Origin of the sequence: Mycetocola zhujimingii, assembly GCF_003065425.1 — a bacterium.
In the GTDB taxonomy this organism is placed as follows: Bacteria; Actinomycetota; Actinomycetes; order Actinomycetales; family Microbacteriaceae; genus Mycetocola_A; species Mycetocola_A zhujimingii.
Map to the genome: position 1 here is coordinate 136,285 of NZ_CP026949.1, position 26,831 is coordinate 163,115.

The 26,831-nt window shown below is 65.4% G+C and carries 23 protein-coding genes; 15 read left to right on the top strand and 8 right to left on the bottom strand.

Annotated features, from left to right (window positions below):
- Positions 1-45: 45 nt before the first annotated feature.
- On the top strand, positions 46-1,155 hold the full coding sequence (locus C3E77_RS00660; protein WP_108389888.1) for a bifunctional 2-methylcitrate synthase/citrate synthase: 1,110 nt from the start codon (positions 46-48) through the stop codon (positions 1,153-1,155).
- Between the two features lie 78 nt (positions 1,156-1,233).
- Here C3E77_RS00660 and C3E77_RS00665 read toward each other — a convergent pair whose 3' ends face one another.
- Positions 1,234-2,613, bottom strand: a complete 1,380-nt coding sequence (locus C3E77_RS00665; RefSeq protein WP_108389889.1) for an FAD-binding oxidoreductase — start codon at positions 2,611-2,613, stop codon at positions 1,234-1,236.
- Positions 2,614-2,722: 109 nt separating this feature from the next.
- Here C3E77_RS00665 and C3E77_RS00670 point away from each other — a divergent pair, with 109 nt between their 5' ends.
- The gene (locus C3E77_RS00670; RefSeq protein WP_108389890.1) at positions 2,723-3,670 is read left to right on the top strand and encodes a DNA-3-methyladenine glycosylase family protein; all 948 of its coding nucleotides are present in this window, start codon (positions 2,723-2,725) and stop codon (positions 3,668-3,670) included.
- A 20-nt stretch (positions 3,671-3,690) separates the two neighbouring features.
- On the opposite strand, the gene C3E77_RS00675 is transcribed toward C3E77_RS00670, so the two are convergent.
- A complete protein-coding gene (locus C3E77_RS00675) occupies positions 3,691-4,845 on the bottom strand; it encodes an ROK family transcriptional regulator (RefSeq protein WP_108389891.1) in 1,155 nt (384 codons plus the stop codon).
- Positions 4,846-5,056: 211 nt separating this feature from the next.
- On the opposite strand from C3E77_RS00675, the gene C3E77_RS00680 reads away from it, so the two are divergent.
- The 4 genes from C3E77_RS00680 to C3E77_RS00695 all read left to right on the top strand — a co-directional run bounded on the left by C3E77_RS00680 (position 5,057) and on the right by C3E77_RS00695 (position 9,517).
- Positions 5,057-6,340, top strand: a complete 1,284-nt coding sequence (locus C3E77_RS00680; protein WP_198412169.1) for an extracellular solute-binding protein — start codon at positions 5,057-5,059, stop codon at positions 6,338-6,340.
- A gap of 83 nt (positions 6,341-6,423) precedes the next feature.
- Positions 6,424-7,338, top strand: a complete 915-nt coding sequence (locus C3E77_RS00685; RefSeq protein WP_234031244.1) for a carbohydrate ABC transporter permease — start codon at positions 6,424-6,426, stop codon at positions 7,336-7,338.
- Positions 7,338-8,240 carry a carbohydrate ABC transporter permease gene (locus tag C3E77_RS00690; RefSeq protein ID WP_108389893.1) on the top strand — a complete coding sequence of 301 codons (903 nt, stop codon included), beginning with the start codon at positions 7,338-7,340 and terminating at the stop codon, positions 8,238-8,240. The genes C3E77_RS00685 and C3E77_RS00690 overlap by 1 nt, the downstream gene beginning before the upstream one ends.
- Positions 8,237-9,517, top strand: a complete 1,281-nt coding sequence (locus C3E77_RS00695) for a family 20 glycosylhydrolase (RefSeq protein WP_120694487.1) — start codon at positions 8,237-8,239, stop codon at positions 9,515-9,517. The genes C3E77_RS00690 and C3E77_RS00695 overlap by 4 nt, the downstream gene beginning before the upstream one ends.
- On the opposite strand, the gene C3E77_RS00700 is transcribed toward C3E77_RS00695, so the two are convergent.
- The 3 genes from C3E77_RS00700 to C3E77_RS00710 form a co-directional block, all read right to left on the bottom strand.
- Positions 9,499-11,517: a sensor domain-containing diguanylate cyclase gene (locus C3E77_RS00700; RefSeq protein ID WP_162924864.1), complete on the bottom strand. Its 2,019-nt coding sequence runs from the start codon at positions 11,515-11,517 to the stop codon at positions 9,499-9,501. The genes C3E77_RS00695 and C3E77_RS00700 overlap by 19 nt on opposite strands.
- A 103-nt stretch (positions 11,518-11,620) precedes the next feature.
- Entirely contained in the window at positions 11,621-13,297 is a 1,677-nt protein-coding gene (locus tag C3E77_RS00705) for a phytoene desaturase family protein (RefSeq protein ID WP_108392872.1), read from the bottom strand.
- An 89-nt stretch (positions 13,298-13,386) separates the two neighbouring features.
- Complete coding sequence (locus tag C3E77_RS00710; RefSeq protein WP_108389895.1) at positions 13,387-14,277, bottom strand: LysR family transcriptional regulator; 891 nt, start codon at positions 14,275-14,277, stop codon at positions 13,387-13,389.
- A 153-nt stretch (positions 14,278-14,430) separates the two neighbouring features.
- Between C3E77_RS00710 and C3E77_RS00715 the strand changes: the two genes are divergently transcribed.
- The 4 genes from C3E77_RS00715 (at position 14,431) to C3E77_RS00730 (ending at position 20,316) form a co-directional block, all read left to right on the top strand.
- Complete coding sequence (locus C3E77_RS00715) at positions 14,431-18,108, top strand: proline dehydrogenase family protein (RefSeq protein WP_108392874.1); 3,678 nt, start codon at positions 14,431-14,433, stop codon at positions 18,106-18,108.
- A 104-nt stretch (positions 18,109-18,212) separates the two neighbouring features.
- Positions 18,213-18,569: a hypothetical protein gene (locus C3E77_RS00720; RefSeq protein WP_108389896.1), complete on the top strand. Its 357-nt coding sequence runs from the start codon at positions 18,213-18,215 to the stop codon at positions 18,567-18,569.
- A 3-nt stretch (positions 18,570-18,572) separates the two neighbouring features.
- Entirely contained in the window at positions 18,573-18,884 is a 312-nt protein-coding gene (locus C3E77_RS00725) for a DUF7882 family protein (protein ID WP_108389897.1), read from the top strand.
- Positions 18,885-18,924: 40 nt separating this feature from the next.
- A complete protein-coding gene (locus tag C3E77_RS00730) occupies positions 18,925-20,316 on the top strand; it encodes an MFS transporter (protein ID WP_108389898.1) in 1,392 nt (463 codons plus the stop codon).
- Positions 20,317-20,329: 13 nt separating this feature from the next.
- On the opposite strand, the gene C3E77_RS00735 is transcribed toward C3E77_RS00730, so the two are convergent.
- The gene (locus C3E77_RS00735; protein WP_418288051.1) at positions 20,330-20,749 is read right to left on the bottom strand and encodes a GntR family transcriptional regulator; all 420 of its coding nucleotides are present in this window, start codon (positions 20,747-20,749) and stop codon (positions 20,330-20,332) included.
- A 74-nt stretch (positions 20,750-20,823) separates the two neighbouring features.
- On the opposite strand from C3E77_RS00735, the gene C3E77_RS00740 reads away from it, so the two are divergent.
- Positions 20,824-21,711 carry a Vgb family protein gene (locus C3E77_RS00740; protein WP_108389899.1) on the top strand — a complete coding sequence of 296 codons (888 nt, stop codon included), beginning with the start codon at positions 20,824-20,826 and terminating at the stop codon, positions 21,709-21,711.
- A 20-nt stretch (positions 21,712-21,731) separates the two neighbouring features.
- Here C3E77_RS00740 and C3E77_RS00745 read toward each other — a convergent pair whose 3' ends face one another.
- Positions 21,732-22,481, bottom strand: a complete 750-nt coding sequence (locus tag C3E77_RS00745; RefSeq protein ID WP_108389900.1) for a GTP pyrophosphokinase — start codon at positions 22,479-22,481, stop codon at positions 21,732-21,734.
- A 190-nt stretch (positions 22,482-22,671) separates the two neighbouring features.
- Between C3E77_RS00745 and C3E77_RS00750 the strand changes: the two genes are divergently transcribed.
- Both C3E77_RS00750 and C3E77_RS15335 read left to right on the top strand, forming a co-directional pair.
- A complete protein-coding gene (locus C3E77_RS00750; RefSeq protein ID WP_108389901.1) occupies positions 22,672-23,505 on the top strand; it encodes an alpha/beta fold hydrolase in 834 nt (277 codons plus the stop codon).
- Positions 23,506-23,728: 223 nt separating this feature from the next.
- Positions 23,729-23,893 carry a hypothetical protein gene (locus C3E77_RS15335; protein WP_162924865.1) on the top strand — a complete coding sequence of 55 codons (165 nt, stop codon included), beginning with the start codon at positions 23,729-23,731 and terminating at the stop codon, positions 23,891-23,893.
- Between the two features lie 163 nt (positions 23,894-24,056).
- Here the strand turns inward: C3E77_RS15335 and C3E77_RS00755 are convergent, their stop codons facing one another.
- On the bottom strand, positions 24,057-24,494 hold the full coding sequence (locus C3E77_RS00755; RefSeq protein WP_108389902.1) for an Lrp/AsnC family transcriptional regulator: 438 nt from the start codon (positions 24,492-24,494) through the stop codon (positions 24,057-24,059).
- 185 nt (positions 24,495-24,679) lie between these two features.
- Between C3E77_RS00755 and ddaH the strand changes: the two genes are divergently transcribed.
- Both ddaH and rocD read left to right on the top strand, forming a co-directional pair.
- Positions 24,680-25,543: a dimethylargininase gene (ddaH, locus tag C3E77_RS00760; protein ID WP_108392878.1), complete on the top strand. Its 864-nt coding sequence runs from the start codon at positions 24,680-24,682 to the stop codon at positions 25,541-25,543.
- Positions 25,540-26,787, top strand: coding sequence for an ornithine--oxo-acid transaminase (gene rocD / locus C3E77_RS00765; protein ID WP_108389903.1), 1,248 nt, complete (start codon positions 25,540-25,542; stop codon positions 26,785-26,787). The genes ddaH and rocD overlap by 4 nt, the downstream gene beginning before the upstream one ends.
- The last annotated feature ends 44 nt before the right edge of the window (positions 26,788-26,831 follow it).

Sequence of the window (26,831 nt, forward strand, 5' to 3'; positions counted from 1 at the left end):
TGGTCCGCCCAGACTTTCGCACCACCCCACGCAAAGGAGCACGGCATGACAGACACCGACATCAAGAAGGGCCTCGCCGGAGTCGTTGTCGACTACACGGCGGTGTCCAAGGTCAACCCAGAGACCAACTCGCTGCTGTACCGCGGCTACCCGGTGCAGGAACTCGCCGCGAACTGCAGCTTCGAGCAGGTCGCCTACCTGCTCTGGCACGGTGAGCTGCCGACGGATGCCGAGCTCAAGGAATTCGAGGAGATCGAGCGCGGGCAGCGTGCTCTCGACGACAGCGTGAAGGCCGTTGTCGACCTCCTGCCGATGACAGCGCACCCGATGGACGTGCTGCGTACCGCGGTCTCGGCCATCGGTGCCACCGACCCGGATGCCGACGTCGCGACCGAGGAATCCAGCCTCAACAAGGCGGCTCGGCTGTACGCGCAGGTTCCGGCCATCGTGGCGTACGACCAGCGTCGCCGTCGCGGCGAAGACCTCATCCCGCCGCGCGACGACCTCGGCTACTCGGCGAACTTCCTCTACATGACGTTCGGCGAGGTGCCGGCGGACGCCGTTGTCGACGCGTTCAACGTGTCGATGATCCTCTACGCCGAGCACTCGTTCAACGCATCGACGTTCACCGCCCGCGTGATCACCTCGACCCTGGGTGATCTGTACTCAGCGGTGGTCGGCGGCATCGGCGCCCTCAAGGGTGCACTGCACGGCGGCGCGAACGAAGCGGTCATGCACACCTTCGACGAGATCGGCACCGCAGACAAGGCCGAGGCGTGGCTCGAGGAGGCGCTCGCCTCCAAGCGCAAGATCATGGGCTTCGGTCACCGCGTGTACAAGAACGGTGACTCACGGGTGCCCACCATGAAGACCGCGCTCGACACGCTCGCCGAGTATTACGACCGCCACGACATGGTCGAGCTGTACGACGCGCTCAACGATGCGATGACGAGCCGCAAGAACATCAAGCCGAACCTCGACTACCCGTCCGGTCCCGCGTACCACCTGATGGGCTTCGACACCCTGACCTTCACTCCGCTCTTCGTTGCGGCGCGGGTCGTGGGCTGGACGGCGCACATCATGGAGCAGGCAGCGTCGAACGCGCTGATCCGCCCGCTGTCGGAGTACAACGGCCCCGACGAGCGCCACCTGTAGGCCAGCCACACGAGTTGCTGGGTTTGCACCGGTTGAGCGCACCGTAACCCGTGCAAACCCAGCAACTCGAGAAGGCGGTCAGGCCTCCGGCACCGACTCCACCGGACCGAAGGCGAACAGGCCGTCAGGGTCATAGGTTGCCCTGACCCGCGCGAGGCGCTCAAATGTTTCGGGCGGCCAGGCCTGGGCAAAGTGCTCCGGTGTGTCGACCCGTGTCGAGAAGTTGATGTTCGTCTCAGGGGAGATCCAGCGTTGCGCCCGTTCGGTGAACGCGTCGGCAACGGCAGCCATCCGTTCGAACAGCGGTGGAACCACACCGATGAGCGTGAAGGTGAATGCGCTGTTGCGACCGCCGACCGCTGATCCGCCCTCGACATCCCTGCCGGTCGCGCCGCCGAGGTGGCGGATCTCAGTCGCGACGAAGGGGGAATCGGCATCCGGCCCGAAGCTCGCGAGCAGCTCGGTGACGAAGTCCTGGTCGATGGGCCCGAGCAGGAGGCCCATGTCCCAGAGCGGGCTGGGGTCGTCGGGATCGGCGTGGATCGAACCCATGGCCGTCGCCGGAATTTCCGTGACGCCGTCGACGTAGACCGGTGCTGCCTGTCGCAGGGGGTGCAGCATCCGCTCGCCCTCATCGGGGTCTCCGGGATAGGCAAAGCGCATGCTCAACAGGAACCTGCCACGGAACGGCTCGGGGATCTCGTCGATTGGTGGCATGGAGAGCAGCGCGACGGATGTCGTGACATCGTCGGGGGCGGTGTGGGTCCAGTCCACCCAGGCGCGGAGCGCTGTCTCGATGTCTGGGGTATCGAAGAAGAGGCTGCCGGCGTAGAGGGTCACGAGCGGCACGAGTTCAAGCCGCATCTCGGTGACGATTCCGAGGCCGCCTTTGCCGCCCCGAAGCGCCCAGAACAGCTCGGGATTCTCAGCGGTCGTCGCAATCACGACAGTGTCGTCTGCGATGACGACCCGGAAACCCCGCACCCAGTCCGTGCTGAAGCCGTGGCTCCGGGCGAGAGGGCCGAGTCCGCCGCCGAGGGTGTAACCGACCGCGCCCACATGCGGCGAGGAGCCGGTCACCGGCGCGAGTCCGTATGGCGCGGCAGCCTCGATCACGGCGCTCCATCTCGCGCCGGCGCCGATGGTCGCGATGTGTTCGTCGGGGTCGACGGTCACCGAGTCGAGTCGCGACGTCACGACGAGAAGTCCGGTTGTGATCGGGCCCCACGCGCCGTGACCGGTGGATTGCACACTCACGGGAAGGCCGTGCTCTGCGGCAAAGCGCACTGCCGTCGAGACGTCGGCCTCGTCTGCGACCACGACGGCGACGTCGGGTTCGTGCCGGATGAGCGTGTTCTGGGTGGCGACGTGGTCGGCCATTTCCGGATCGCCGCGCTCGAATACCTCACCCGTCACTGCCCGGCGGAGGCTCGAGAGGTCACTTGTCGAAAGACTCATGCCGAGACACTACGCTCGCCGATGGGCGGAGCACCAGAGCGAAATGAGCGGGCCTCAGCTCCGGAGAGTGATGCCGGCGTGTCGGTGGCCGTCACGTATCGTGGTGCCCATGACTACCCTCGCGGCCAGCGACACCGTGCTGCGCTCGAGCTACCGGCCACGGCATCCGCTCTCGGTCTCCGCAACGCTCGCCCCGCTCTCGCGTGGTGTCGACGGCCCGTGCTTCCGGCGGACGGCGAGTGGCTCGTGGCTGACGCTTCGCACCCCGATCGGTCCAGCAACTCTTCACCTGGTCCAGCGGAACGACGAGATCGACGTTGCTGCGTGGGGAGACGGCGCTGAGTGGGCGATGGACGGCGTTCCGGAGCTGCTCGGCAGTCGCGACGACTGGGAGAGCCTCGACCTCAGCCGAAGCCCGCTGCTCACCGAGGTCCGCCGTCGGAACCCGGGCCTGCGCCTCAGCCGCAACCGGCTCGTGTTTGAGATGCTCGTCCCTGCGGTGCTCGAGCAGAAGGTCACCGTCGTCGAGGCGTGGCGCGCGTGGCGCCGGCTGGTGCGACGCCACGGTGAGCCGGCACCCGGTCCGGCGCCCGAGGGGATGACTGTCGCGCCAGCGCCCGACACCTGGCGCCTCGTCCCCAGCTGGGAGTGGCACGAGGCTGGGGTCGGCCCGCAACGGTCAGACACGGCAGTCCGCGCGAGCCGGGTCGCCGACGCTCTCGAACGCACTCTCTCGACGGGGGAGGATCTCCTCCAGGAGTCCGCGACGGCATCCGCCCGGCTCCGCAGCCTGCCCGGAATCGGCGTCTGGACGGCCGCGGAGGTCACCGCGAGGGCACACGGTAACCCGGATGCCGTCAGTGTCGGCGATTACCACCTCGCGTCGACGGTCGGAATGGCGCTCACCGGCTCGCCGGTCGACGACGATGGCATGCTCGAGCTGCTCGCGCCGTGGGAGGGGCAGCGACAGCGCGTGGTGCGGCTGATTCTCGCGAGCGGGATTGCGAAGCCGCGGCGCGGCCCGAGGATCACGATCCAGGATCACCGCAGGCACTGACCGGCTCTTCGAGATCTGCGTCAGACGCCGGTGGCCACTGCCGCGACATCGTCGATGGCGCGGAGCGATTCGATACCGGCCCGTGCTGCCGCGAAGTGCGAATCTTCCAGTCGTGACGCGACCAGTTGCACGTTGCGCCCGACGAGCGGAAGCGCGCTCTGCCGCACCGTCGTCGTCACATCCTCGATGAACGATGGAAGAGATCGCACGACAGCGCCGCTCAGCACGACGACCTCGGGGTCGATGACGTGACAGGTGTTGACCAGGACCCGCCCGAGGACCATTGCCGCCCGCTTCGCGAGCGGCGTCACTGTTGCGTCGCCGTTGTGAGCACGTTCGCAGAACTCGGCCCACTCGATCGCCGACCCGGTTGCTGTTTCGTAATCACGCAGCATTGCGGGGATCGAGACATACTGCATCAGGCAGCCGGCGTTGCCGCACGTGCACAGCGGGCCGTTCCAGTCATAGACCGTGTGGCCGAGCTCCCCGGAGCCACCCCTCGCGCCGGACTGGATGATGCCGTCAGACACGTGGCCGGATGTGACGCCGTAACTCACGTCCACATAGAGCAGATTCGAGTGGTCCCGACCGTTCCCCCAGAAATACTCAGCGAGGCCCTCGAGTCGTGCGGAGTTCTGCGCGTACACGGGTACGCCGAATCGGGAGGCGAAGTACTGCTTCGGATTGACACCGAACCAGCGGCTGGATGCCCGCTGTGCGTAGATGTCGCCTGACCTGGCATCCATCTGGGTATCGACCGCCAGGTGCAGGGCGCGAAGCGAACTGGGGGCCAGGTCGCTCTCTGTCATCAGGCGCTCGACGAGATCGGCGCCCGCGGACATTCGTTCGGTCGCCGGGGTGCCGGGACGACCCGAAAGTGTGAATTCCCCTAACACTCGACCGTCGAGCGCAGCCAGAGTGACCGTGCACGTGTCGACGAGGAACATGACCGAGGCGAGTATTCCGAGCCTCGGCGTCGTTCCGATGAGGTTCTTCAGCACCCCTGGTTCGTGGTGCGGCTCCTCGATCCACCCGTCTGCCTGCAGGCGATTCGTCAGGTTGCTGACCGTTGCCCGCGATACGTCCAGCGTGCGCGCGAGGTCCGCCCTGTACGCGGGCCCGTCGGAAATGAGCACTCTGAGGAGCCGCTGCGCGTTCGGAGTGAGAGTCGTCACGCGGGCCTCCTCGCTGGAAATCAGGACGACGACGGGCGGGTCCGCTCGTCGTCACGCAGAGCCTACTGACACTCGGCCAGAAAATTCTGTTTAGTTTCTTGACACTATCGCACTGTCCGTGCATTCTGTAGATCAGCTCACACACCCGGCCAACTACTACTCGCCCACGCGGCCGTGAGCACAGCGGGGGCACGATTCCAATGGAGTGATCATGAAGTTTCGCAAAGTCCTGGCAGGTGCCGCCTGTGCGTCCCTGGCGTTGTCGCTCGCCGCGTGCAGTTCGGACGACCCGAACGCCTCAGGTGCGGGTTCTGGCGATGTCGAGTCTGGAACCGTCCGTATGTGGGTGATGGAGGGCTCGCTCACCGAAGAATCCCAGAAGTTCCTCGCCGAAGAATTCGCCGATGCGAACCCGGGAAGTGAACTGAAGATCGAGGTCCAGCAGTGGGACGGCATCGTCTCGAAGCTGCAGACATCCCTCGCATCGAAGAATGAGAGCCCCGACCTGGTCGAGATAGGGAACACACAGACCACCACGTTCACCACGGTCGGCGCGTTCGCCGACGTGACGGACATGAAGGACGAACTCGGTGGCGACAGCCTCATTCCGTCGTTCGTTGACGCATCCACTGTTGACGAGAAGATCTACGCGTATCCCTTCTACGCCGGTGCACGCGCCGTGTATTACCGGACCGATCTCTTCGAGCAGGCGGGAATCGCCGTCCCGACGACAACCGAGAAGTTCCTCGACGCGGTCGTCACACTGCAGGAGAAAAACCCGGAGGCAAACCCTGACTTCTCCGGAATGTATCTCGCGGCGGTTGACCCGCACGGTGTCGAGTCCTACCTGTTCCCGCAGGGTTTCGAATACGCGAAGCAGGACGGCGACGAGTGGGTCGGCCAGACGTCCACACCTGACTCGATCGAGGCGCTCACGTCTCTGCAGAACCTGTTCCAGAACGGCACGAAGTATGCCCTTGACTCGCAGGCGGGTCAGAAGACCTTCGAGCGGTACTTCAACGAAGGCAAGACCGGCGTCCTGATCGGTACCGGAAACATCGGAACCAAGATCGACCAGGCCCTGTGGGATGAAGGAAAGGTCGGGGTGTTCGCCATCCCGTCTGACGAGCCCGGTGAGCCCGGCGCCACCTTCGCCGGTGGCTCAAACATTGGTCTCGCTGCCAACTCCCAGAACCCGGAGCTCGCCAGGAAAGCCCTCGAAACCGTCTTCGGTGAGCCCTTCCAGAAGCAGCTGGCTGGAGAGGGATGGGTACCGGGAAACACGGACTATGCCGACGAGGTAGCGGGAGCGTTCGGTGAGATTGCGGGCGACGTCATCACGAAGTCCAAGCTCACCCCCAACAGCCCGGAATGGGGCGTCGCTTTCGGAAGTACCCAGTTGAACGAGTTCTTTACCCGGATCGCCAAGGGTGAGGACGTCGAAACGGTGGCCAAGTCGTTCGACGAGCAGCTGAGCGCCGCTCTCAACAAGTAAGCGGAAGTACAACCAGCATCATGACCCAGACGACAGCCCGGCCAGCTCCGGCGCCCGAAAAACGCTCAGTTCGGCTCAAGCCGATGAGCCGAACCGTGCAGAACCGAGGCAGGAAGCTCACCCCGTGGATGCTTCTCGCTCCCGCGACCATCATGGTTGCGGTGGCACTCGGTTACCCGCTTGTGCGACAGATGATCATGTCATTCCAGCACTTCGGGCTCGCACAGCAATTCGGGCAGCCAGCGGAGTGGGCCGGGCTGTCGAACTACGTCACGATCCTCACCGATCCGTACTTCTGGAGCGTCTTCCTCAAGTCGCTCGCCTTCTGCGCCTGGACCGCCGGCATCACGATGCTTCTCGGGGTCGCCTTCGCCGTGCTCATGCTGCGTCTCAACCGCGTTGTCCGGATGATCTTCAACACGACGCTCATCGTGGTGTGGGCGATGCCGGCACTTGCCTCTCTCACCGTGTGGCAGTGGCTCGTCGACCCACGCTCAGGGCTCCTCAACCACGCGCTGACGTCGATCGGACTCGAGGGATTCACAAACTTCAACTGGCTGGGCGGCAGCTACTGGACCTTCTTCCTCATCGCATCTGCCGTCATCATCTGGTCGTCGCTCCCTCTCGTCGCCATCACGATCTATGCGGCACTTGCCCAGGTGCCGAAGGAAGTGCTCGAAGCATCCGAGATCGATGGCGCGTCGCATTTCCAGCAAATCGGCAGGATCATGCTTCCGATGATCGGCCCGGTCATCTCGCTCATCGGAGTGCTGCAGGTCATCTGGGACCTGCGCGTCTTCACCCAGATCTATGTTCTGCAACAGGCCGGCGGTATTGCGAGTGAAACGAACCTGCTCGGCACCTACGTCTACGAGACCGGCATCGCCCAGGGTGACTACGGCGTCGCATCGGCACTGGCAATGGTCATTCTCGCCCTGACGCTCGTCCTCACCAGTCGCTACCTCATAATGCTCTACCGCCAGGGAGGCATGTCCTGATGACGTCGCAAACCGCACTCGTCGCTCGCAACCTCGCGACAGGATCGCCCCGGAACGCCGGCGGCCCGAAGCGAAAGCGCGCTGGCAAACACCCGCTCGCCAACCTCACCGGCGTTCTCCTCTCACTCCTCTGGCTAATCCCGGTCTACTGGATGGTGAACTCGGCGTTCCAGTCGGAATCCGAACTGATGTCGTCGCCGCCGCACCTCGTGCCGCACGCGTTCACCTGGGACAACTTCCTGTCAGCGTTCACCAACGCGTACTTCTGGCCGGCGCTGCGCGCCTCGCTGATCGCGGCGTCGCTTACCGTCGTTTTCGCGTCAGGTGCTGCGTTGCTCGCGGCGTTCGCGCTGTCGAGGTTCCGCTTCCGTGGACGTACGGTCATGATCATCGCGATCCTCATCGTCCAGATGATCCCGGCCGAGGCGCTCTTCATCTCCCAGTACCGGATGCTCGACGGGTGGGGACTGCTCAACTCGGTGATCGGGTTGTCCGTGCTCTACATCGGAACCATCGTCCCGTTTGTCGCCTGGATGATGCGCGGGTTCGTGGACGGCATCCCGATCGAGCTGGAAGAAGCCGCGATGGTAGACGGATGCTCGAGGGCAGGTGCCTTCCGCCGCATCACGCTCCCGCTCCTGGCGCCGGGCATCGTCTCCACCTCGGTCTTCGGCTTCCTGTTCGCGTGGAACGAATACACGCTCGCTCTCATCGTCCTGTCGAAGGACTCCTCCGTGACGCTGCCGATCTGGCTGCAGTCCTTCCAGCAAGGGCTCAAGGCCACGGATTGGGGCGGCGTCATGGCGGGTGCGACATTGATCGCTATCCCGGTGATCATCCTGTTCATCGTCGTGCAGAACAAGATCTCCACTGGCATGGTCGCAGGGGCGGTCAAGGGATGACGCCCGGCACTCTCCCCGCCGCAGAGGTGGGGCCTGTCAACGGCAGGCAGCCGCGCGTCGAGTGGCGCGGCCTGATGCTCGACTCGGCGAGGACCCGGTTTCCGGTATCGGTGATCAAACAGGTCATCACCCTCGCGGCGCGCTACGGGTTCAATCGGTTGCACTGGCACCTGACCGACGACCAGGGCTGGCGGTTCGAGGTTCCCGGGTATCCGGGCCTCACCGAGAGCGCTGCCTTCCTTCCGCGCGGCGACTTCGACGACTATGACTCACTGCTCGGTGATTCGAGGCAGCGTGCGATCGATGAGGCCGCAGACAAGTGGACGAACGGCTACTACTCGGACGAGGAGATCGCAGACGTCGTTGCGCACGCATCGACTCACTCGGTCGTCATCGTCCCCGAGGTCGATGTTCCCGGCCACATGATGGCCGCGATCAGGGCATACCCGGAGCTCGGTCGTCCTGAAGGGCTCCCTCTGCCGACGCAGTCGATGCGCGAACACATGTGGTGGCCTGCGCGCAACGACCTTCTGTGGCCGACGGACGCGGCGCGCGAATTTCTCGCCGCTGTCATGCGGCGGATAGCCGAACTGTTCCCCGGCCCGTATGTGCACATCGGCGGCGATGAGTGCGCCTATCAGCAGTGGTCGTCCGATCCCGACATCGACGACTGGATCCGGAAGCGCGGGTTGTCACGGGTCGAGGACCTGCAAACGTGGTTCATGGACGACGCCACCCGTGTACTGCGTGAGAACGGGAAGTCCGTTGCCGTGTGGGACGAAGCGTGCGAGATTTCGGATGCCGACGACATGCTTGTGGTGGCCTGGGATGAAGAGCGCGGGATGGAACGGGTCTCGCGAGCACGGCAGCGGTATGTCTTCGCCGACGCGCGCACCCTGTATCTGAACCGCGTTGATCCTGACGCAGGGGAGGACCAGAAGGGAATGGTTCCGGCGATCTCGGTCGACGACATCCTGTCGGCGCCATGGGAGGAGTCGTACGACGAGCGCTGTGTCGGAATCCAGGCGTGCGTCTGGTCCGAATTCGTTCTCGACGGCGCCGACCTCATGTCAATGCTTTTTCCGCGGCTGCTCGCCGTTTCCGAACGGATCTGGAATCCAGAACTCGACCCGAGTGAGACGCGCGAGAGAATCCGGCGGGAGTACGACGTGCTGGCAGCATCTGGAGTGCTGGAAACGCACCAGGAGGCTTACGCCGCGACGGCGCTGGCGAATCAGCCGCAGGACGTCGCGCTGGCTCAGTCGCCCGCCCGTTGACGGCGGCGCGCCTTCGCCCGGTACATCTCCACGTCTGCTCTCTGAAGCATTTCGGAGGCCTCCGTGTCGCGCGACGCGACCGTGGTGCCGACGGATGCGGTCATGGCGAGCGACACGGAGCCGATGGTGATGGGGGCGGCTATCGACCGACGCACGCGGGCAGCGATCGCCTCTGACTCTTCATCGCCGGAGAGTTCGCAGAGCACGACGAATTCGTCACCGCCGAGCCGGGCGACGAGGTCGTCTGCCCGTGTCGCGGAAACGATGCGCTGGCCGACAAGCGTGAGCAGCGAATCGCCGACGTCGTGTCCGTATGTGTCGTTGACGCCCTTGAATCCGTCGAGATCGATGAAGAGAAGGCTGAGCTGGTTCGCGGTGCTTTCGCTGCTCAACGCGAGTTCGAGCTGGGCGATGAGGTTGCGGCGATTGGGTAATCCCGTCAGCGCATCGAAAAGGGCAAGGCGCGCGAGGTTGGACTCGGCCCTCCTGAGCAGCGCGCCTTCGAGGTCGCGCGCCAGTTCGACCGCTTCCAGGACGAGCTCTCCCCATGGCTCTGCGGTGTCTGTGACGCTGTCGGTCCAGGACGAGAACGACGTGCGCGGTGAGAGCACTGTTTCGCGGTTGGTGCTCGACTGGTCGCCGAGCCAGTGGACGTTGCGCAGGATCTCGTTCCGGAAGAAGGCCAGGTAGTCGCCGTTGCCGCCGATACTGACGACAAACACTCCGGCGGAGGTCGCCCCGATCGCCGCCAGGTCGGGATGCTCCACAGCGATGGCGTCGCTGGCGAACGGCTCGCCCGGCGAGGTGCGTTCGGCGTGTGCGATGAGATGCTCGATCTCATCCGGCACGTCGCCCGCCGTGGCGCTCACGCCACCGATGCGGACCGAAACCCCGTCAGCGCTGATCACGTCGCGGACGGTGACCCGGCCACGAACAAGTGACTCGGCCAGGTCGCCGGCGGCAGCGAGCTCGCTCATCAGCTGCGACCGAGTGCTTCGGATTGCCACCTGCCTGGTCAGCTGAGCGACCCGCTCCAGCGCGCTGAGCTGGAGCGCGACGTGGTTGGCGAGTACTTCGAGGCCGCTGCGCAGCAGGAATGGTATTCGCAGAACGCCGCGGTGCGCGCAGGTGATCATGCCGATGAGCTGGCCGTGCCGCACCATCGAGATGGACAGCGTTGACTCCTGTCCCATATTGCTCATGAACTGAAGATGATGGGGTGACACGCTGCGCAACTCGGCATTGCTGAGGTCGAGCCGGAACTGAACAGGTTCGTCGGCATCCGTGACCAGTTCGACGCTCGATCGTGAGGTGCCGACGATCGCGCGGGAGAGTTTGGTGAGATACAGCTCCCTGGCTTGCGCGGGGATATCCGACGCCGGGAAATGGAGCCCGCCGTAGGATTCCATGCCGTCCGCGTGGTCATCAGCGAGGATCTCTCCGTGGCCGTCCGGGTGGAAGTGGTACACCATCACCCGGTCGAAACCGGTGAGTTTGCGGAGCCCTGCCGCGGTGTCGGCACGGAGGTCCCTGACCGCCTTACTCAGCGTGAGCCTGTGGATCAGCGCGTTCAACGCCGAGGTCGACAGCGTCGATGGGGTGGAGAGCACCGGCTCAAGCTCAACGATCACGAACCCGTCGACGGTGTGCACGATGGCGTCAAACGAACGCTCTCCGATGGCGAGGGACAGCGGGTTGAGTTCCGCCGGGGCCGCGGCAACGGATGCCCGAACCTCGCGTTCGAACGCGGCCCCGGCGATCTCCGTGAGAGAGAGGCCGAGCACCGCAGAGGCCGTGCCCATGATCTCTTGGCAGTTCGAACTCGCGATCCTCACGACGAAGGTCAGCGGATCGAGGGCCATCAGGGCGCCGTGTGGCTGAATCGACCCCGGCGTGCGAATCGGTTCCTGCGCGCACTGTTCGAGGCGGAGGAGCTCGGCTGCGTCAGCGATCGTCCGGCCTGTCTCCGCAGAGACGTGGCCCGCGATTGTCGCGCTCATCAGTGCCTTCCCATACTCCGAAGGTCGTGAGCACCCGCCCACCCTACCGACACCGGCTGACATTGCCCGGTACCCGCCCGCAACTCTCGCGTGCGAAAACCCACTATTCGGATTCGAGCAGCGCCATCGCGGCATTGTGGCCGCCGATGCCGGACACCGCTCCACCCCGGCGCGCGCCCGACCCGCAGAGCAGCACCCGCGGGTGGGCAGTCGCGACACCCCAGCGCGCGGCGGGAGTGTTGAGCGCAGCGTCGTCTTCGGCGAATGGCCAGTCCAGCCCGCCGTGGAAGATGTTGCCGAGCGGCATTCCCACCGCACGCTCGATGTCGAGCGTCGTCCTGGTTTCGATGCAGGGCCGGCCAGCGGCATCCGTCATGAGAAGGTCTTCGATCGGTTCGGCGAGAACCGAATTGAGCGAGGCGAGCACCGCGGCCTGCAGGCTGTCGCGCATCTCGTCGTTGTTCTCCGCCGTGACGAGTCGGGCCGGGGTCTGCAGCCCGAAGATGGTAAGCGTGTGCGCACCGGACTCGCGCAGTTCGGGCGAGAGGATCGTCGGATCGGTGAGGGAGTGGCAGTAGATCTCGCAGGGCAGCGGGTTCGGGATGCCGCCCTCAGCGGCGGAGAGGTACGCGTCGTCGAGTTGCGACCACGACTCGTTGATGTGGAAGGTGCCGCCGAACGCGGCTTCACCGGTCACGGCCGCATCCCGCAACTTCGGCAGCCGCGAGAGCAGGAGGTTCACCTTGACCTGGGCGCCCTCGCGGGACGTGTTCGGGTTCGCCGCCGCGGCCGACCCCACGCCGAACGGTCGCGCCTCGAAGACGCCGACGGACGGTTCCCCTGCCGCGAGCTGTTCACGCCCGTAACTGACCTCGGTACCAGTAGCGAGCAGCCGGTCGAGCACGGCTGGCGCGACGTTCGAGAGGATCCACTGGGCGCGCACCTCGAGTTCGGAGCCGCCCTGCCGATACCGCACGACCCCGGCCGGGTCGACCGCCGTCACCTCCGCTCCGGTGACGAGTGTCGCACCGGCCTTGCGGGCGGCCAGGCCGAGTTCGGCGGTCACGGCTCCCATGCCACCAACCGGTACGTCCCAGTCGCCGGTGCCACCGCCGATGAGGTGGTAGAGGAAGCAGATGTTCTGCTGGAGGTCGGCGTCTGTGGCCCGGGCAAACGTGCCGATGAGCGCGTCGGTGAGGACAACGCCCCTCACGACGTCGTTCTGCAGGTTCCGCGCGATGACGTCGCCGATCGGACGATCGATCATCGCATCCCAGACCGCAGCACCGCCGGCATCCGTCACCAGCCGCTTCGCCTCCGACCGCGTGAGCAGCGGCGCGGTCATCGTCGGCCAGAGCGCCTGGGTGAGTACGCGGCAGTGCTCGTAGAACCGCTCAAAGAGGTCGAATTCGGTGTCGGCAGCTCCGATCCGGAGAAAGGATGCCGCGGTGGCAGCCGGATCGTCGTTGTCGACGAGCAGCCCGCGCGTCGGATCGGCGGGATCGGGCGTGTACGACGAATACCTGCGACGCGCGAGCGTGATGTCGAGCCCGAGGTCGTCAATGATCCGCTGAGGCAGGAGACTCACGAGGTAGGAGTAGCGCGACAGCCACGCCTCAACGCCCTCGAACGCCTGGGCGGAGACCGCCGCGCCACCGACGGCATCCAGCCGCTCAAGGAGCAGCACCCGCTTGCCCGCCTTGCCGAGGTAGGCCGCCGCGACGAGACCGTTGTGGCCCCCGCCGACGATGACCGCGTCGTACGTCTCGATTGTCGTCATGCCGCGAGTCTGCCACGCCGGCCACGAGTTGCTGAGATTGCATGGGTCCGCCATCGTCTGACCCGTGCAAAGCCAGCAACTCGCGGCGGCTACGGCGTCAGGAACCCCGTCGCCCTCGCCAGCGCCCCGCGCACAGCGGTGACGGCAGGGCGGGCCGCACTCACCCGTCGTGCCGAGGTGAACACCGTGCGCGACGGCATCCCCGGCAGGTCGACCAGTCGCAACGCGGGCTCACGGCCCGCCCACACCAGGTCGGGCAGCAGGCCAACGGCGTTGCCGGACTCGATCAGGCGGATGTGCGCGATGAGGTCAGCCGTTTCGAACCGCACGTCGGGTTCGAACCCGGCGGCCCGGCACAGCTGGGTCGACCAGAGTCGGGCGACCGTGCCCTCCGGCTCCATCACGAACGGGAGGTGCGCGGCATCCGTCACCGAGGAAACCGCGGATGCCGCCGGCACAGCGAGCCGGAGCGCATCCGTCGCGAGAAACTCACGATCGAGGTCGGGCAGGTGTGGGCGGGTGTGACCGGGGTACTGCTCGGCGAGGACGAGGTCGAAGTCACGCGCCGCGAGGTCGAACAGGCCGGCCTCCGGCTCACGTTCGACGATTTCGACCCGGAGATCCGGGTGCTCTGATCTGAGGATCGACAGCGCCTCGGGGATCACCGCGTGGGCAGCCGACTGGAAGACGGCGACGCGAACCGTGCCGATCACCGCGTCGAGTGAGGTGGCAAGTTCCGCTTCGACCCGCTCGAGGCCGTCGAGCAGTTCGGCGGCGCGCGTGGCCAGCAGCTCGCCCTGAGGAGTGAGCTGTACCCGCCGTCCGCTCTTCTGAAGCAGTTTGACGCCGGCCTCGCGCTCGAGTTGCGCCAGCTGCTGCGACACAGACGACGGACTGAATGCGAGCGCTTCGGCAACCTCGGCGAGGGTGCCGCGCAGTTGAACCTCGCGGAGCAGCCGCAGTCTTCTCATGTCGAGCATGGGGCCAGCCTACTCATCGGAAAAACCCATCAATATTGGTAAGAAACATTCGCTTTTTTGAATTGAATCCCTCCCACACACTGAAACTGAGAGTTGACGCAACCCGCGTTCCGCTCCCTTCGCACCAGGTACAGAGGGAATAGTCTCGTGATCATGCCTCACACTTCGGCCGGCGCCGAACTCAGCGCCACTCAAATCGCAGCCGACGCCGTAGTTCTCGCCCGCAAATGGGTGGACGAGAGCGCTGACGCTCCGGTGGATCCTGCCGCCGAGCGCCTCGCCGATGTGCTGAAGGATCCGAACGGGCTGGCCTTCACCGTCGGCTTCGTCGACGGCGTCATGCGGCCGGAAGACCTCTTCGTCGCCGGCTACAACCTGCAGCGCGTCGCGAAGCTCACTCCGGCATTCCTGCCCTGGTACCTGCGCGCCGCGATCACCGCCGGCGGTGTGCTCGGGCCGGTCATTCCCGGCGTGGTGATCCCCATCGCTCGCCGCGTGCTGCGCGACATGGTCGGTCACCTCGTGGTGGACGCAACACCGGAGAAGCTCGGACCGGCCATCGCGTCGCTCCGCGAGGGCGGCTCGAAGCTCAACCTGAACCTGCTCGGCGAAGCCGTGCTCGGCGAGAACGAGGCACACAAGCGGCTCGAGGGTACGCGCGACCTCCTCGTCCGAGACGACGTCGACTACGTCTCGATCAAGGTTTCCGCCATCGCCTCACAACTGTCGATGTGGTCGTTCGATGAGGCCGTCGACCGCATCGTTGAGCGACTGACGCCGCTGTATGAACTCGCCGCAGAGTCCAGGACGCCGAAGTTCATCAACCTCGACATGGAGGAATACCGCGACCTCGACCTCACCCTCGCGGTCTTCATGCGTGTGCTGGAGCGGCCGCGACTACGGGGGCTCGAGGCGGGAATCGTCCTGCAGGCCTACCTGCCGGACGCGCTGTCCGCGATGCAGACGCTCCAGGGCTGGGCGGCGACGCGCGTGGCATCCGGTGGCGCTCCGATCAAGGTGCGCCTCGTCAAGGGTGCCAATCTCGCGATGGAGGGTGTCGAGGCCAAACTCCACGACTGGCCGACGGCCCCGTACGACCTGAAACAGGACACAGACGTCAACTACAAGCGAGTCCTGTTGTGGGCGCTCACCCCGGAGCGCTCGAAGAACGTTCACCTGGGCATCGCCGGTCACAACCTCTTCGACGTCGCTTTCGCCTGGCTCCTCGCAAAGAACCGGGGCGTCACCGACGCTGTCGACTTTGAAATGCTCCTCGGCATGGCCACCGGCCAGGCCGCAGCGGTGAAGCGCGACGTCGGCGATCTGCTCCTCTACACACCGGTGGTCAATCCGCGTGAGTTCGATGTGGCCATTTCCTACCTGATCCGCCGCCTCGAAGAGAACGCGTCCGAGGAAAACTTCATGTCAGCGGTCTTCGAGCTCCATGACAACGCCGCGCTGTTCGAGAGGGAGAAGGGTCGCTTCCTCGCGAGCGTGGAACAGCTGGATGCAACGGCGAACGAGATCCCGACACCTCGCCGCACGCAGAACCGCGAAACGGAATGGACGCTCGCACCCATCACTGAACTCGCACCGGGCACGGCACCGGCCGCCGATCAATCGATCACGAGACCTGTCGCGGTCGATGACGACGAGATGAGCATGACCCAGCAGGTGCTTGGGCTTGCTCGCGGGTCGAAGACCGAGTCGCCGTTCGACACCGTGCGGGTTTTCGATACAACCACCCTGAACACGGTGCCGGCGACCGACATCGGCGCTCCCGGCTTCGTCAACACCCGCGACACCGACCCGGCCCTCCCGGCGAACCGCGCGTGGGCGCGTCGTATCGTCGCCAGGGTCGCCGGCAGCGAGCTCGGGACCGCGACGATCGCCGCGTGCACGGTGACGGATGCCGAAACCCTCGAATTCATCATCGCCGGCGTCCGCGAACGCGGCGCGACCTGGGGTGCCACCCCGGCGGCCGAACGCGCAGCCCTTCTCGACCGGGCCGGGTTCGCCCTCGCGGCGAACCGGGACCGCCTGATCGAGGTGATGGCATCCGAAACCGGCAAGACGATCGCCGAGGCGGACCCCGAGGTCAGCGAGGCCATTGACTTCGCGCACTACTACGCGGCGAAGGCCCGTGAACTCGACGCGATTCGCGGGGCACGGTTCGTGCCGTCGCAGCTCACCGTCGTCACGCCGCCGTGGAACTTCCCCGTCGCGATCCCGGCCGGTGGAGTGCTCGCGGCGCTCGCCGCGGGTTCAGCGGTCATCCTCAAACCGGCTCCGCAGGCCCGCCGCTCGGCCGCCATCCTCGCCGAAGCTCTCTGGGAAGCCGGCATTCCGCAGGAGCTGCTCACCCTGGTCTCGCTCGACGAGCATGGCCTCGGCGAACAGCTCGTCTCCCACCCGAGCGTCGACCGGGTCATCCTCACCGGCGCGTGGGAAACCGCGAAGCTGTTCCGGTCCTGGCGCCCGGAGCTGGCACTGCACGCCGAGACCAGCGGCAAGAACGCCATCATCGTGACCCCCAGCGCTGACCTCGACCTCGCGGCCGCCGACGTCGTGAAGAGCGCGTTCGGCCACGCCGGCCAGAAATGCTCGGCGGCAAGCCTCGTCATCCTCGTCGGCTCTGTGGCGAAGAGCGATCGCTTCCGTCGCCAGCTCATCGACGCGGCAACCTCGCTGCGCGTCGGCTACCCCGACGACCCCACCAGCCAGATGGGCCCGATCATCGAACCGGCCGACGGCAAACTGCTGCACGCGCTCACCGAGCTCGGCGTCGGCGAGAAGTGGCTCGTGAAGCCGCGGCAGCTCGATGACACAGGCCGGCTCTGGTCGCCTGGCATCCGCGGCGATGTCGCCCCCGGGTCGTACTTCCACCTCACCGAGTTCTTCGGGCCTGTGCTCGGCGTCATGCACGCCGCGACGCTCACCGAGGCGATCCGCTACACCAACGCGATCGATTATGGGCTGACGAGCGGGCTGCACACCCAGGACGCCGACGACCTCGAGGAGTGGCTCGCCACCGTCGAAGCGGGCAACCTGTACGTCAACCGGGGGATCACCGGGGCGATCGTGCAGCGTCAGCCGTTCGGCGGCTGGAAGCGTTCCGCCGTCGGAGCTGGCGCCAAGGCCGGTGGCCCCAACTACCTGCTCACCCTGGGTTCGTGGGTTCCCGACTCCGGTTCAAGCAGCACGACGCTCCATCTGCGCGGCCTCGATTCGCGCGTCACCCGCATCATCGAATCGGCCCAGCCGTCGCTCGGTTACGAGGAATTCGACGTCCTCCGCCGGTCAGCCCTCTCGGATGCCATCGCCTGGGGAAACGAATACGGCGAGGTGAAGGATGCCTCGGCGCTCGAGGTCGAGCGCAACCTCTTCCGCTATCGCCCGGTTTCGGTCGCCGTTCGCGGCACCGCGGACGCCGACCTCGGTGACGTGCTTCGCGTGGTGATTGCCGGTGTGCGTTCGCGGTCTCGCTTCACGCTGAGCGTGGCATCCGGGCTGCCCGCCACCATCCGCGGCGTGCTTGCCGACCTCGGTGTTCCCGTGTCTGTCGAGACGGATGCCGAGTGGATCGAGCGGGCAGCCGCCATCGATGCCGATGCACATCGGGTGCGGCTTGTCGGCAGCGCCGCGGCGCGACGCCAGCTGCACACGGCCCTCGCCGGAGCGGCAGAGGGCAACCCTGACCTCGCGATCTACGCGGGTGCCGTGACGCCGTCCGGCCGGATCGAGTTGCTGCCGTTCCTCCACGAGCAGGCCATTTCGATCACGGCGCACAGGTTCGGCAACCCCGACCCGTGGAGTGAAGCGGTCATTTAGCCGCAGTCCCCGTGCGTTGAGGCCACGGGCGCACGCGTCTATCACGGCGGGCGCACGCGGTCCAGCGGTGCTCGGGAATTTCGCGACTGCAGTACGGTCGGATTATGAAGCGCATCACATACTCCGGCGGATCAATCGTGACGGGCAACGCCATCACGGCGGCGCTTCTCAAGTACACAACCACTGTGGCTGACGCCGAGAACAGCGTCACCGTGGACATCCCGGTTCTCGAGGAGAACGGCGAGATCACCGTTCACGAGTTCCTCCTCAGCCCGGCAAGCCAGTTCGACGTCGCTGACGTCGGGGGTATGAGCAGCGAAGAGGAAGCCAAGCGCTTCCAGGTTCCGGACATGCCGCAGGTGGGCATCAAGGGCAAGGTCGAAGAAGGAACGGCAGCTGAGAAGACCGCCGAAGATTTCAACGCGGTCATGAACGACATCGACGCGGGGCTGGGGGAGTAGAGCGTGGGTAAGTTCATCTACGGAACGCCGTCGATCTCCGTCGACTTCGACGACCGGGTGCTCGCACACCTCAAGGTCGTCATCCTGTCGAAGGTACGGCGTGGTGAGAGCTTCTCGTTCTCCTGGGAGTACACGGTTGCCTCTGGCAGTGGGCACAGCTCCATCTGGATCCACCCGGCAATCCCGCTCCAGTTCGACTTCGCCGGCAGCAGGGAGCCACGGCTCAACCGCGCCTGGGTCGAGCAGCTGGTCCGGCTGGCGAACTCGCCGGCTGGTCTTCGCGTGATTCCGGAACCCGCCGAACCCGCGCCGTAACCCCGGCCGCGACGGGAGCGCCCCGGCGCATACTGGGTGCATGGCATCCGCCCCCCGTACCGAGTCCGCCACCCAGCGGATCGTTTTACTCGTCGCGATCCTCGCATCCTTCGTCGCTTTTCTGGACGGCACGATCATCAACGTCGCCCTGCCGGCGATCACCCGCGAATTCGGCGGCGGCCTCCCGGTTCAGCAGTGGGTCGTCGACGCCTACCTGCTCACGCTCGGTGCATTCATCCTGCTGGCGGGATCGCTGTCGGATGCCTTCGGTCGCATTCGCATCCTCGCGATCGGCCTGGTCGGATTCGGAGTGACCTCGCTGCTCTGCGCAATCGCGCCGAGCGCTGAGTTTCTCATCGTCGTTCGCGCGCTGCAGGGCGGGACGGCAGCCTTGCTCGTGCCGAGTTCGCTCGCGATCATCATCTCGACGTTCTCCGGTCAGGCCCAGGCGAAGGCCATCGGCACGTGGACGGCGTGGACGGGTACCGCGATGATCGTGGGTCCTCTCGTCGGCGGGTTACTCGTCGACACGGTGAGCTGGCGGCTCGTCTTCGGCATCAACGTTTTGCCGATCGCGGCCACCCTCTGGCTGCTCATGAAACTGGAGAAGCAGCCGGAGCGCTCGAGGCGGCCGCGCGTCGATGTTGTGGGCGCGGTGCTCGGCGCCATTGGACTCGGCGGTCCGGTGTTCGCGCTCATCGAACAGGGGCGGTTCGGCTGGCAGAGTCCGGTCGTGTGGCTTCCGCTGGTGCTGGGGATCGCGGCCTTCGCCGCGTTCCTCTGGTGGGAACGCCGCACAACCGACCCGATGATGCCGCTCTCGCTGTTCCGGTCACGCAACTTCTCAGCGGGCAATATCGCCACGGTGTTCATCTACGGGGCCCTCGGCTTCGGCTTCTTCGTCATCGCCATCTACCTGCAGCAGGTGGCCGGCTGGCCGGCGACCCTGGCCGGCGTTGCGACGCTCCCGCCGACGCTCGTGATGCTCGTGCTGTCGAGCCGGATCGGCGCGCTGGCCGGAAAAATCGGGCCGCGGATGTTCATGACCATCGGTCCGATCGTCGGCGGGGTCGGATTCCTCCTCATGCTCACGGTCAGCGCAGACATCGACTACTGGTTCCAGCTCTTGCCAGGGCTCGTGCTCTTCGGCGTCGGTCTCTCGATCACCGTCGCGCCGCTGACGAGCGCAATCCTCGGTGCCATCGATGAATCCCAGGCCGGCATCGGATCGGCCATCAACAACGCTGTCGCCCGGGTTGCCGGGCTCGTTGCCGTCGCGTGTGCCGGTCTCATCCTCGGCTCGGTGCTCGACCTCGGCGGATTCCACCGTGCCATGGGCGCCACCGCCATCGCACTCATCCTCGGCGGAATCGTCTCGTTCATCGGCATCCGCAATCCTGTGGTGCGCGAGGGGGCGCCGGCGCCCACGTAAAGCTCGGTCGGGTTCAGGACGAACGGATGCCGAGTGCAGCCGTCACAATCGACAGCGCCTCATCCGGTGCGATGCCGAGCGACTTCACGCGGTCGGCATAGGCAACAGCGGCGAGCTGGGCCTGCTTGTGGGTCGGATCGCCGACCGCCGAAACGAACGAGCCATTGCGGCCGCGGGTCTCGATCACGTCGTCACGCTCGAGCTCGCGGTAGGCGCGCGCGACGGTGTTGGCGGCGATACCGAGGTCGGCGGCCAGCGTGCGCACCGTCGGCAGCTTGTCGCCGGGAACGAGGGTGCCGTCGCGCACGGCGTCGATGACCTGTACCCGCAACTGTTCAAACGGGGGAACGGTCGAACGAGCATCGATGGCGAACTTCTGGGGCACGGTGTCCTCGTCATGAGTGGTCGGTGACGCGATGGCGGTGCGGCCCAACGTAGCAATACAAAGCTGTCTGAGCAAACGCCGAGAGGGGTGCTGCGAGCGCGACCGGCGCTTAGGCTTGAACAATGACCGAGCCAACGCACCTCACTGAGCACCGGATTTCAGACGCAGAGGCCGCACCCTATGGCGTTGCGCTCACCGACGACGGCGCCGTCTGGGCCACCCTCATCCGTGGGCAGGCGGTCGTGCGCCGCGACGTCGATGGCACACTCGACACGATCAGCCTCGGTGAGGGCTCCGAGCCGTCACTCCTGGCCGCGGCGACCGAGGACTCGGTCTGGGTGACGGATGCCGCACGCAACCGCATCGTCCGTATCGGCCCTGAAGGCATCCGGGCCGAGATCCCGGTGCCGAGCGTCGGTGGACGCCCGTTCGGTATCGCCGCCGCCGACTCGGGCGAGGTGTGGTTCACCGAGATGACCACCGACCTGATCGGAAAGGTCGACATTCTCGGCAAGGTGACGGAGTTCACCGCCGGTGTCGACCACGGCAATCCCTCGATGATCGCCTGCTCCGGCGAGAGCGTGTGGTTCACACTCAACGGCGCCAACGCCATCGGTTACATTCGCGGCGGTAACTCTGCCGTCGTCGTCACTGACCTGCCCACCGGCAAGGCCGGCCCGGTCGGAATCACCGTTGCGACGGATGCTGCCGCCTGGTTCACCGAGATCGCCGCCGGACAGATCGGACGACTCGATCGCGATGGGGTCCTCACCGAGTTCCCCTTGCCGGATCGCTCCAGCAAGCCACACGCCATTGCCGCCGCCCCGTCCGGCGGTTGCTGGTTCACGATGTGGGGCTCAAGCCAGATCGGGTTCATCGCCTCCGACGGAACGATTGCGGTGACCGACCTGCCGACACCGGAGAGCGAACCGCACGGCATTGCCGTTGCCGCTGACGGCACGGTGTGGTCAGCGCTCGAGACGGGGTTCCTCGCGGAACTTCGCCCCTAGGCGCCGGTTACTGCTGCGGATCACTGCTGCTGATCACTGCGTGCGGCCGCAAGCATCCGCAGCATCGCGTCAGGAACAGCGTCCCTGCCGATGTCACGGGTGTCGATAACGCCGTCGTCGGCGCCGGGCACGCTTGCCAGTGCGAGCACCTCGTCGTGGAGTCGCTCCATCTTCACGTCGAGGCGGTTCGCCGCGAGTGCCGCATCACGGAGCTCCGTGAGGAGTCGCTCAGGAACCGCGCGGTTGTATTTGTAGTAGATCTTGTGCTCGAGCGCCGCCCAGAAGTCCATGGCGATGGTGCGGATCTGGATCTCCACTTTGACCTGCTCGACGTGATCAGACATGAAGACGGGCACCTCGATGATCATGTGCAGGCTCTTGTAGCCGTTCGCCTTGGGCTGGGCGATGTAGTCGCGGACCTGCAGCACGGTGACATCCCGCTGCGCCGAGATCATGTCGAAGATTTTGTAGGTGTCTGAGATGAAGCTGCAGGTCACCCGGATGCCGGCGATGTCATGAACGTCGGAACGGATGCCGTCGAGCGTCATTTCCGAGCCCTTGCGATCCGCCTTGGCAAGAATGCTCTCCGCCGACTTGAGCCGGGAACTCACGTTCTCGATCGGGCTGTAGTCGTGCCGGTGGCTGAACTCTTCACGAAGGATGTTGATCTTCGTCATGACCTCGTCGATGCCGAACTTGTACGACATCATGAACCTCGTGAAATCGCCGTTCAGGGCCCGAAGGCCCTGCAGATCCGTGGGGTCTGGCATCGCGGCTGTTCCTTTCGGTGGCGGGTCCGTTCGCCGTGTTCCAGTCTGTCGCACGCTGCTGGTGATCGGGCGAAAATGTGGCGGGAATCCCGGTGACAGATCGAGCGGTTCATGGTTGCATGTGGAGACAATCTGTTCACGACGCCAGAGCCAGCAGGGCTGAGGGGTCCGAGAGAAGGAGACAGGCCGAATGAGTTTCGTCACGGTAGGCACGGAGAACTCCACAGACATCAACCTCTACTACGAGGACCATGGTTCGGGTCAGCCGGTCGTGCTCATCCACGGCTATCCTCTCGACGGTCATTCCTGGGAGAAGCAGTCTGCCGCGCTGCTGGGCGCGGGCTACCGTGTGGTCACCTACGACCGCCGGGGTTTCGGTCAGTCGAGCCAGCCGACGACCGGCCACGACTACGACACTTACGCGGCCGACCTCAATGCGCTTCTGGAGAGCCTCGACCTCCGCGACGCCATCCTCGTCGGGTTCTCGATGGGCACGGGCGAAGTGGGTCGGTATCTCAGCACGTACGGCTCAGGACGGATCGCTAAGGCTGCGTTTCTCGCCTCGCTCGAGCCTTTCCTGCTGCAGACAACCGACAACCCGGCCGGAGTGCCTCAGGACGTTTTCGACGGCATCTCCACTGCAGCCATTGCCGACAGGTTCGCCTGGTACGACGACTTCTTCGCCAACTTCTACAACCTTGACGAGACGCTCGGCTCACGGATCAGTGAGGCGGCCGTCCGCGGCAGCTGGAACGTCGCTGTGTCGGCCTCCTGGTTCGCGGCATCCGCTGTCGTGCCAGCGTGGTTGACCGACTTCCGAGACGATATCCCCAAAATCGACGTGCCGACCCTGATTCTGCACGGCACCGCCGACCGGATTCTCCCGATCGACTCGACCGGTCGACCGTTCTCGGCGCTCCTCCCCGAGGCCGACTACGTCGAGATCGATGGCGCACCGCACGGCCTTCTGTGGACACACGCGGACGAGGTGAACGAAGCGCTGCTGAGCTTCCTGAGGGCGTAGGCCGCGGCGTCCCTTCGCTACTCGAGAGCACGAAAACCACCCAGAGGCGACAGTTGAGGAGTAGCCTGTACCAAAGAGTCCATTACTCCTGGAACGGGGATCGCAGGGCCAATATAGGCGGAATCACAAGCAACTCCCACCGCTTTATCAGCAAACAGGGTCCCGCGTCAAGGCCCTTCCCTCGATGCGGAACATGGTGTTGCGCGCTGCTAGCGTCGTTGCCATGAACATTCTCCTTGTAGTGGTCGCAATCATCGCCATCATTCTTCTTGTCACCGGTGGCTTCGTGCAGTCCCTCAACTTCCTGCTGTGGGTTGGCGTCGTCCTCCTGGTTCTGGCAATCATCGCCTGGCTGCTCCGTGTAGTCACAGGCAAGAAGAACATCTAACCAAATTCAAAACTCTGTCTGACGCGGCTCACTGAGCCGAATACGACGACACAGCAAGGCCACGCCACCGCAGCAATGCGGACCCGATCACAGCATTTCGGGGGCGTGGCCTTTCTGCTGTTAACGAGTGGCGCAGCCGGCGACGCGTGCGAAGGACCCGGCGTCAGTCGACCGCGCGGGAGATCAACCGGGACAGGACTATCGCGCTCCGGGTGTGGTCAACGTGCGGGGCGTGGCGGACCCGTTCGAGTGCGGCCTCCAGGCTCGGAATGTCCCGCGAGCGCATGTGAACGATAGCGTCCGCGCTCCCGGTGACCGTGCCGGCGTCGATGACCTCGGGGACGTCGGCCAGGATCCGCAGGAGTTCATCGGGCGCGACGGTTCCCCGGCAGAAAATCTCGACGTAGGCCTCGGTGTGCAGGCCGTCGACCGCCGGATCGACCTGGATGGTGAAATTGCGGATGACGCCGTCGGCGACCAGCCTGTCGACGCGCCGTTTGACGGCAGACGCGGAGAGCCCGACCTCCTGGCCGATGTCACCATACCCGGCACGCGCGTTCTGTCTGAGCAGATCGATGATGCCGCGGTCGAGGTTGTCCATTTCCGCATTCTACGGCAGGATTTTGCGTCCACGGGGAAAATGACGCAGCATTCGTGCGCAGGACTGTCGACATCATCTCGACGCTGCGTGCAACACTGGTTCTACGGCGTGCCGGTCAGATTGCCACGTGCGAGCTGCCGGCCTCCCTGGACACCGTCCGCCGCTTCTTCGTGACGGAGATCAGCATGACCAATACTGAGACCATGGCCGCAGGACAGACCGGGGCTCGGGTGCCAACGACCCGCAGCTACCTCATGTGCAGGCCCGATTTCTTCACTGTGTCGTACAAGATCAACCCGTGGATGGAGCCGACAAAGCCCACCGATACCGCGAAGGCCCTCGCCCAGTGGCAGGTGCTCTACGACACGTACATCGGTCTCGGCCACGACGTCCAGCTCATCGATCCGATCGACGGGCTGCCCGACATGGTTTACTCGGCCAACGGCGGGTTCGTGATCGACAACATCGCGTACGGAGCGAGCTTTACCCACCCGGAGCGGATGCCGGAGGGTCCCGCGTACATGGACTGGTTCCGCAGCCACGGCTTCGATGTCCGGGTTCCCCGGAACGTCAACGAGGGCGAGGGGGATTTCCTCCTGGTCGGAGACACGATCCTCGCCGGAACCGGATTCCGAAGCGAATCACAGAGCCACAGCGAAGTTGCCGCGCTGTTCGGCCGTGAAGTGGTCACGCTCACCCTCGTGAACCCCAATTTCTACCACCTCGATACCGCGATCGCCGTGCTCGACCCGATCGCCGGGGAGACTCCAGCGAATATCGCATACCTGCCGAGTGCGTTCGACGATCGCTCGCTTGAGATCCTCCGTGACCGTTACCCGGATGCCATCATCGTGAGCGAAGAGGATGCTTCGATTCTCGGACTCAACTCGATTTCCGACGGATATAACGTCGTGATCGCGAAACGTGCTGTCGGATTCGAACGTCAGTTGCGTGAGCGCGGCTACAACCCCATCGGCGTCGACCTGTCCGAGCTGCTGCTCGGCGGCGGCGGTGTGAAGTGCTGCACCCTGGAGTTGCGGAGAGCATGAGCATCGTGAGCGGCGGACCTGACGTGTACACCCCCGATGCTCGACGGGTCATTGCGAGCGAAGAAGAGTACGTTGCCCACAACTACCACCCGCTCGAGGTGGTCGTGGCATCCGCCGACGGCGCCTGGGTCACCGACGTTGCGGGCAAGCGGTACCTGGACTGCCTCGCTGCGTACTCGGCGGTGAACTTCGGGCACTCGAATCCAACGCTGCTCGACGCGGCGCGTGACCAGCTGCGACGGGTAACCCTGACCAGCAGGGCTTTCTACAACGACCAACTCGGTTCGTTTGCCCAGGCGCTCGCCGAACTCAGCCGCAAGGACATGGTGCTGCCGATGAACACGGGCGCCGAGGCTGTGGAATCGGCGATCAAGGTGGCGCGAGCGTGGGGCTACCGCGTCAAGGGTGTTGCTGACGGCCAGGCAAACATCATCGTCATGTCCGGCAACTTTCACGGACGCACGACGACGATCATCAGTTTCTCCGATGACCCCGATGCTCGTGCCGACTTCGGTCCGTACACCCCGGGCTTCCGCACTGTGCCGTATGGCGATGCCGACGCGCTCGCCGCTGTCATCGACGAGAACACTGTTGCGGTGCTCGTCGAGCCGATCCAGGGGGAGTCAGGCGTCGTCGTTCCGCCCGCGGGTTACCTGCCTGCGGTCCGTGCGCTCTGCACCGATAACAACGTGCTCTTCATCGCCGATGAAATTCAGTCGGGGCTCGGCCGCACCGGAGCCACGTTCGCCTGCGACCTCGTCGGCGTCGTCCCTGACCTCTATCTGCTCGGCAAGGCGCTTGGCGGCGGCATCGTGCCCGTGTCGGCTGTCGTCGGTAACCGCGACGTGCTCGGAGTCCTCCAACCCGGCCAGCACGGGTCGACCTTCGGTGGTAATCCCCTCGCGGCGGCCGTGGGCCGCGCCGTCGTGCGGATGCTCGTGAGCGGCGAATACCAGAAACGCGCCAAGGTGCTCGGGGCCCGACTGCACGACAGGCTCAACGGCCTGGTCGGGCACGGGGTTCTCGAGGTGCGGGGGGCAGGACTCTGGGCGGGGATCGACATCGACCCAGCCATCGCCTCAGGCCGGCAGGTGTGTGAACGACTCATGGAGCGTGGTGTGCTCGCCAAAGACACCCACGGATCGACGATCCGTCTTGCTCCACCGCTCGTCGTGGAAGAGGCCGACCTGGACTGGGCCGTCGACCAGCTCGCGGCGGTGCTCGAGGAGTTCAGGGGAATATAACGCGCGTCCTCGCGGTGTTACAGCGCCATCGGGTCGACGCCTGG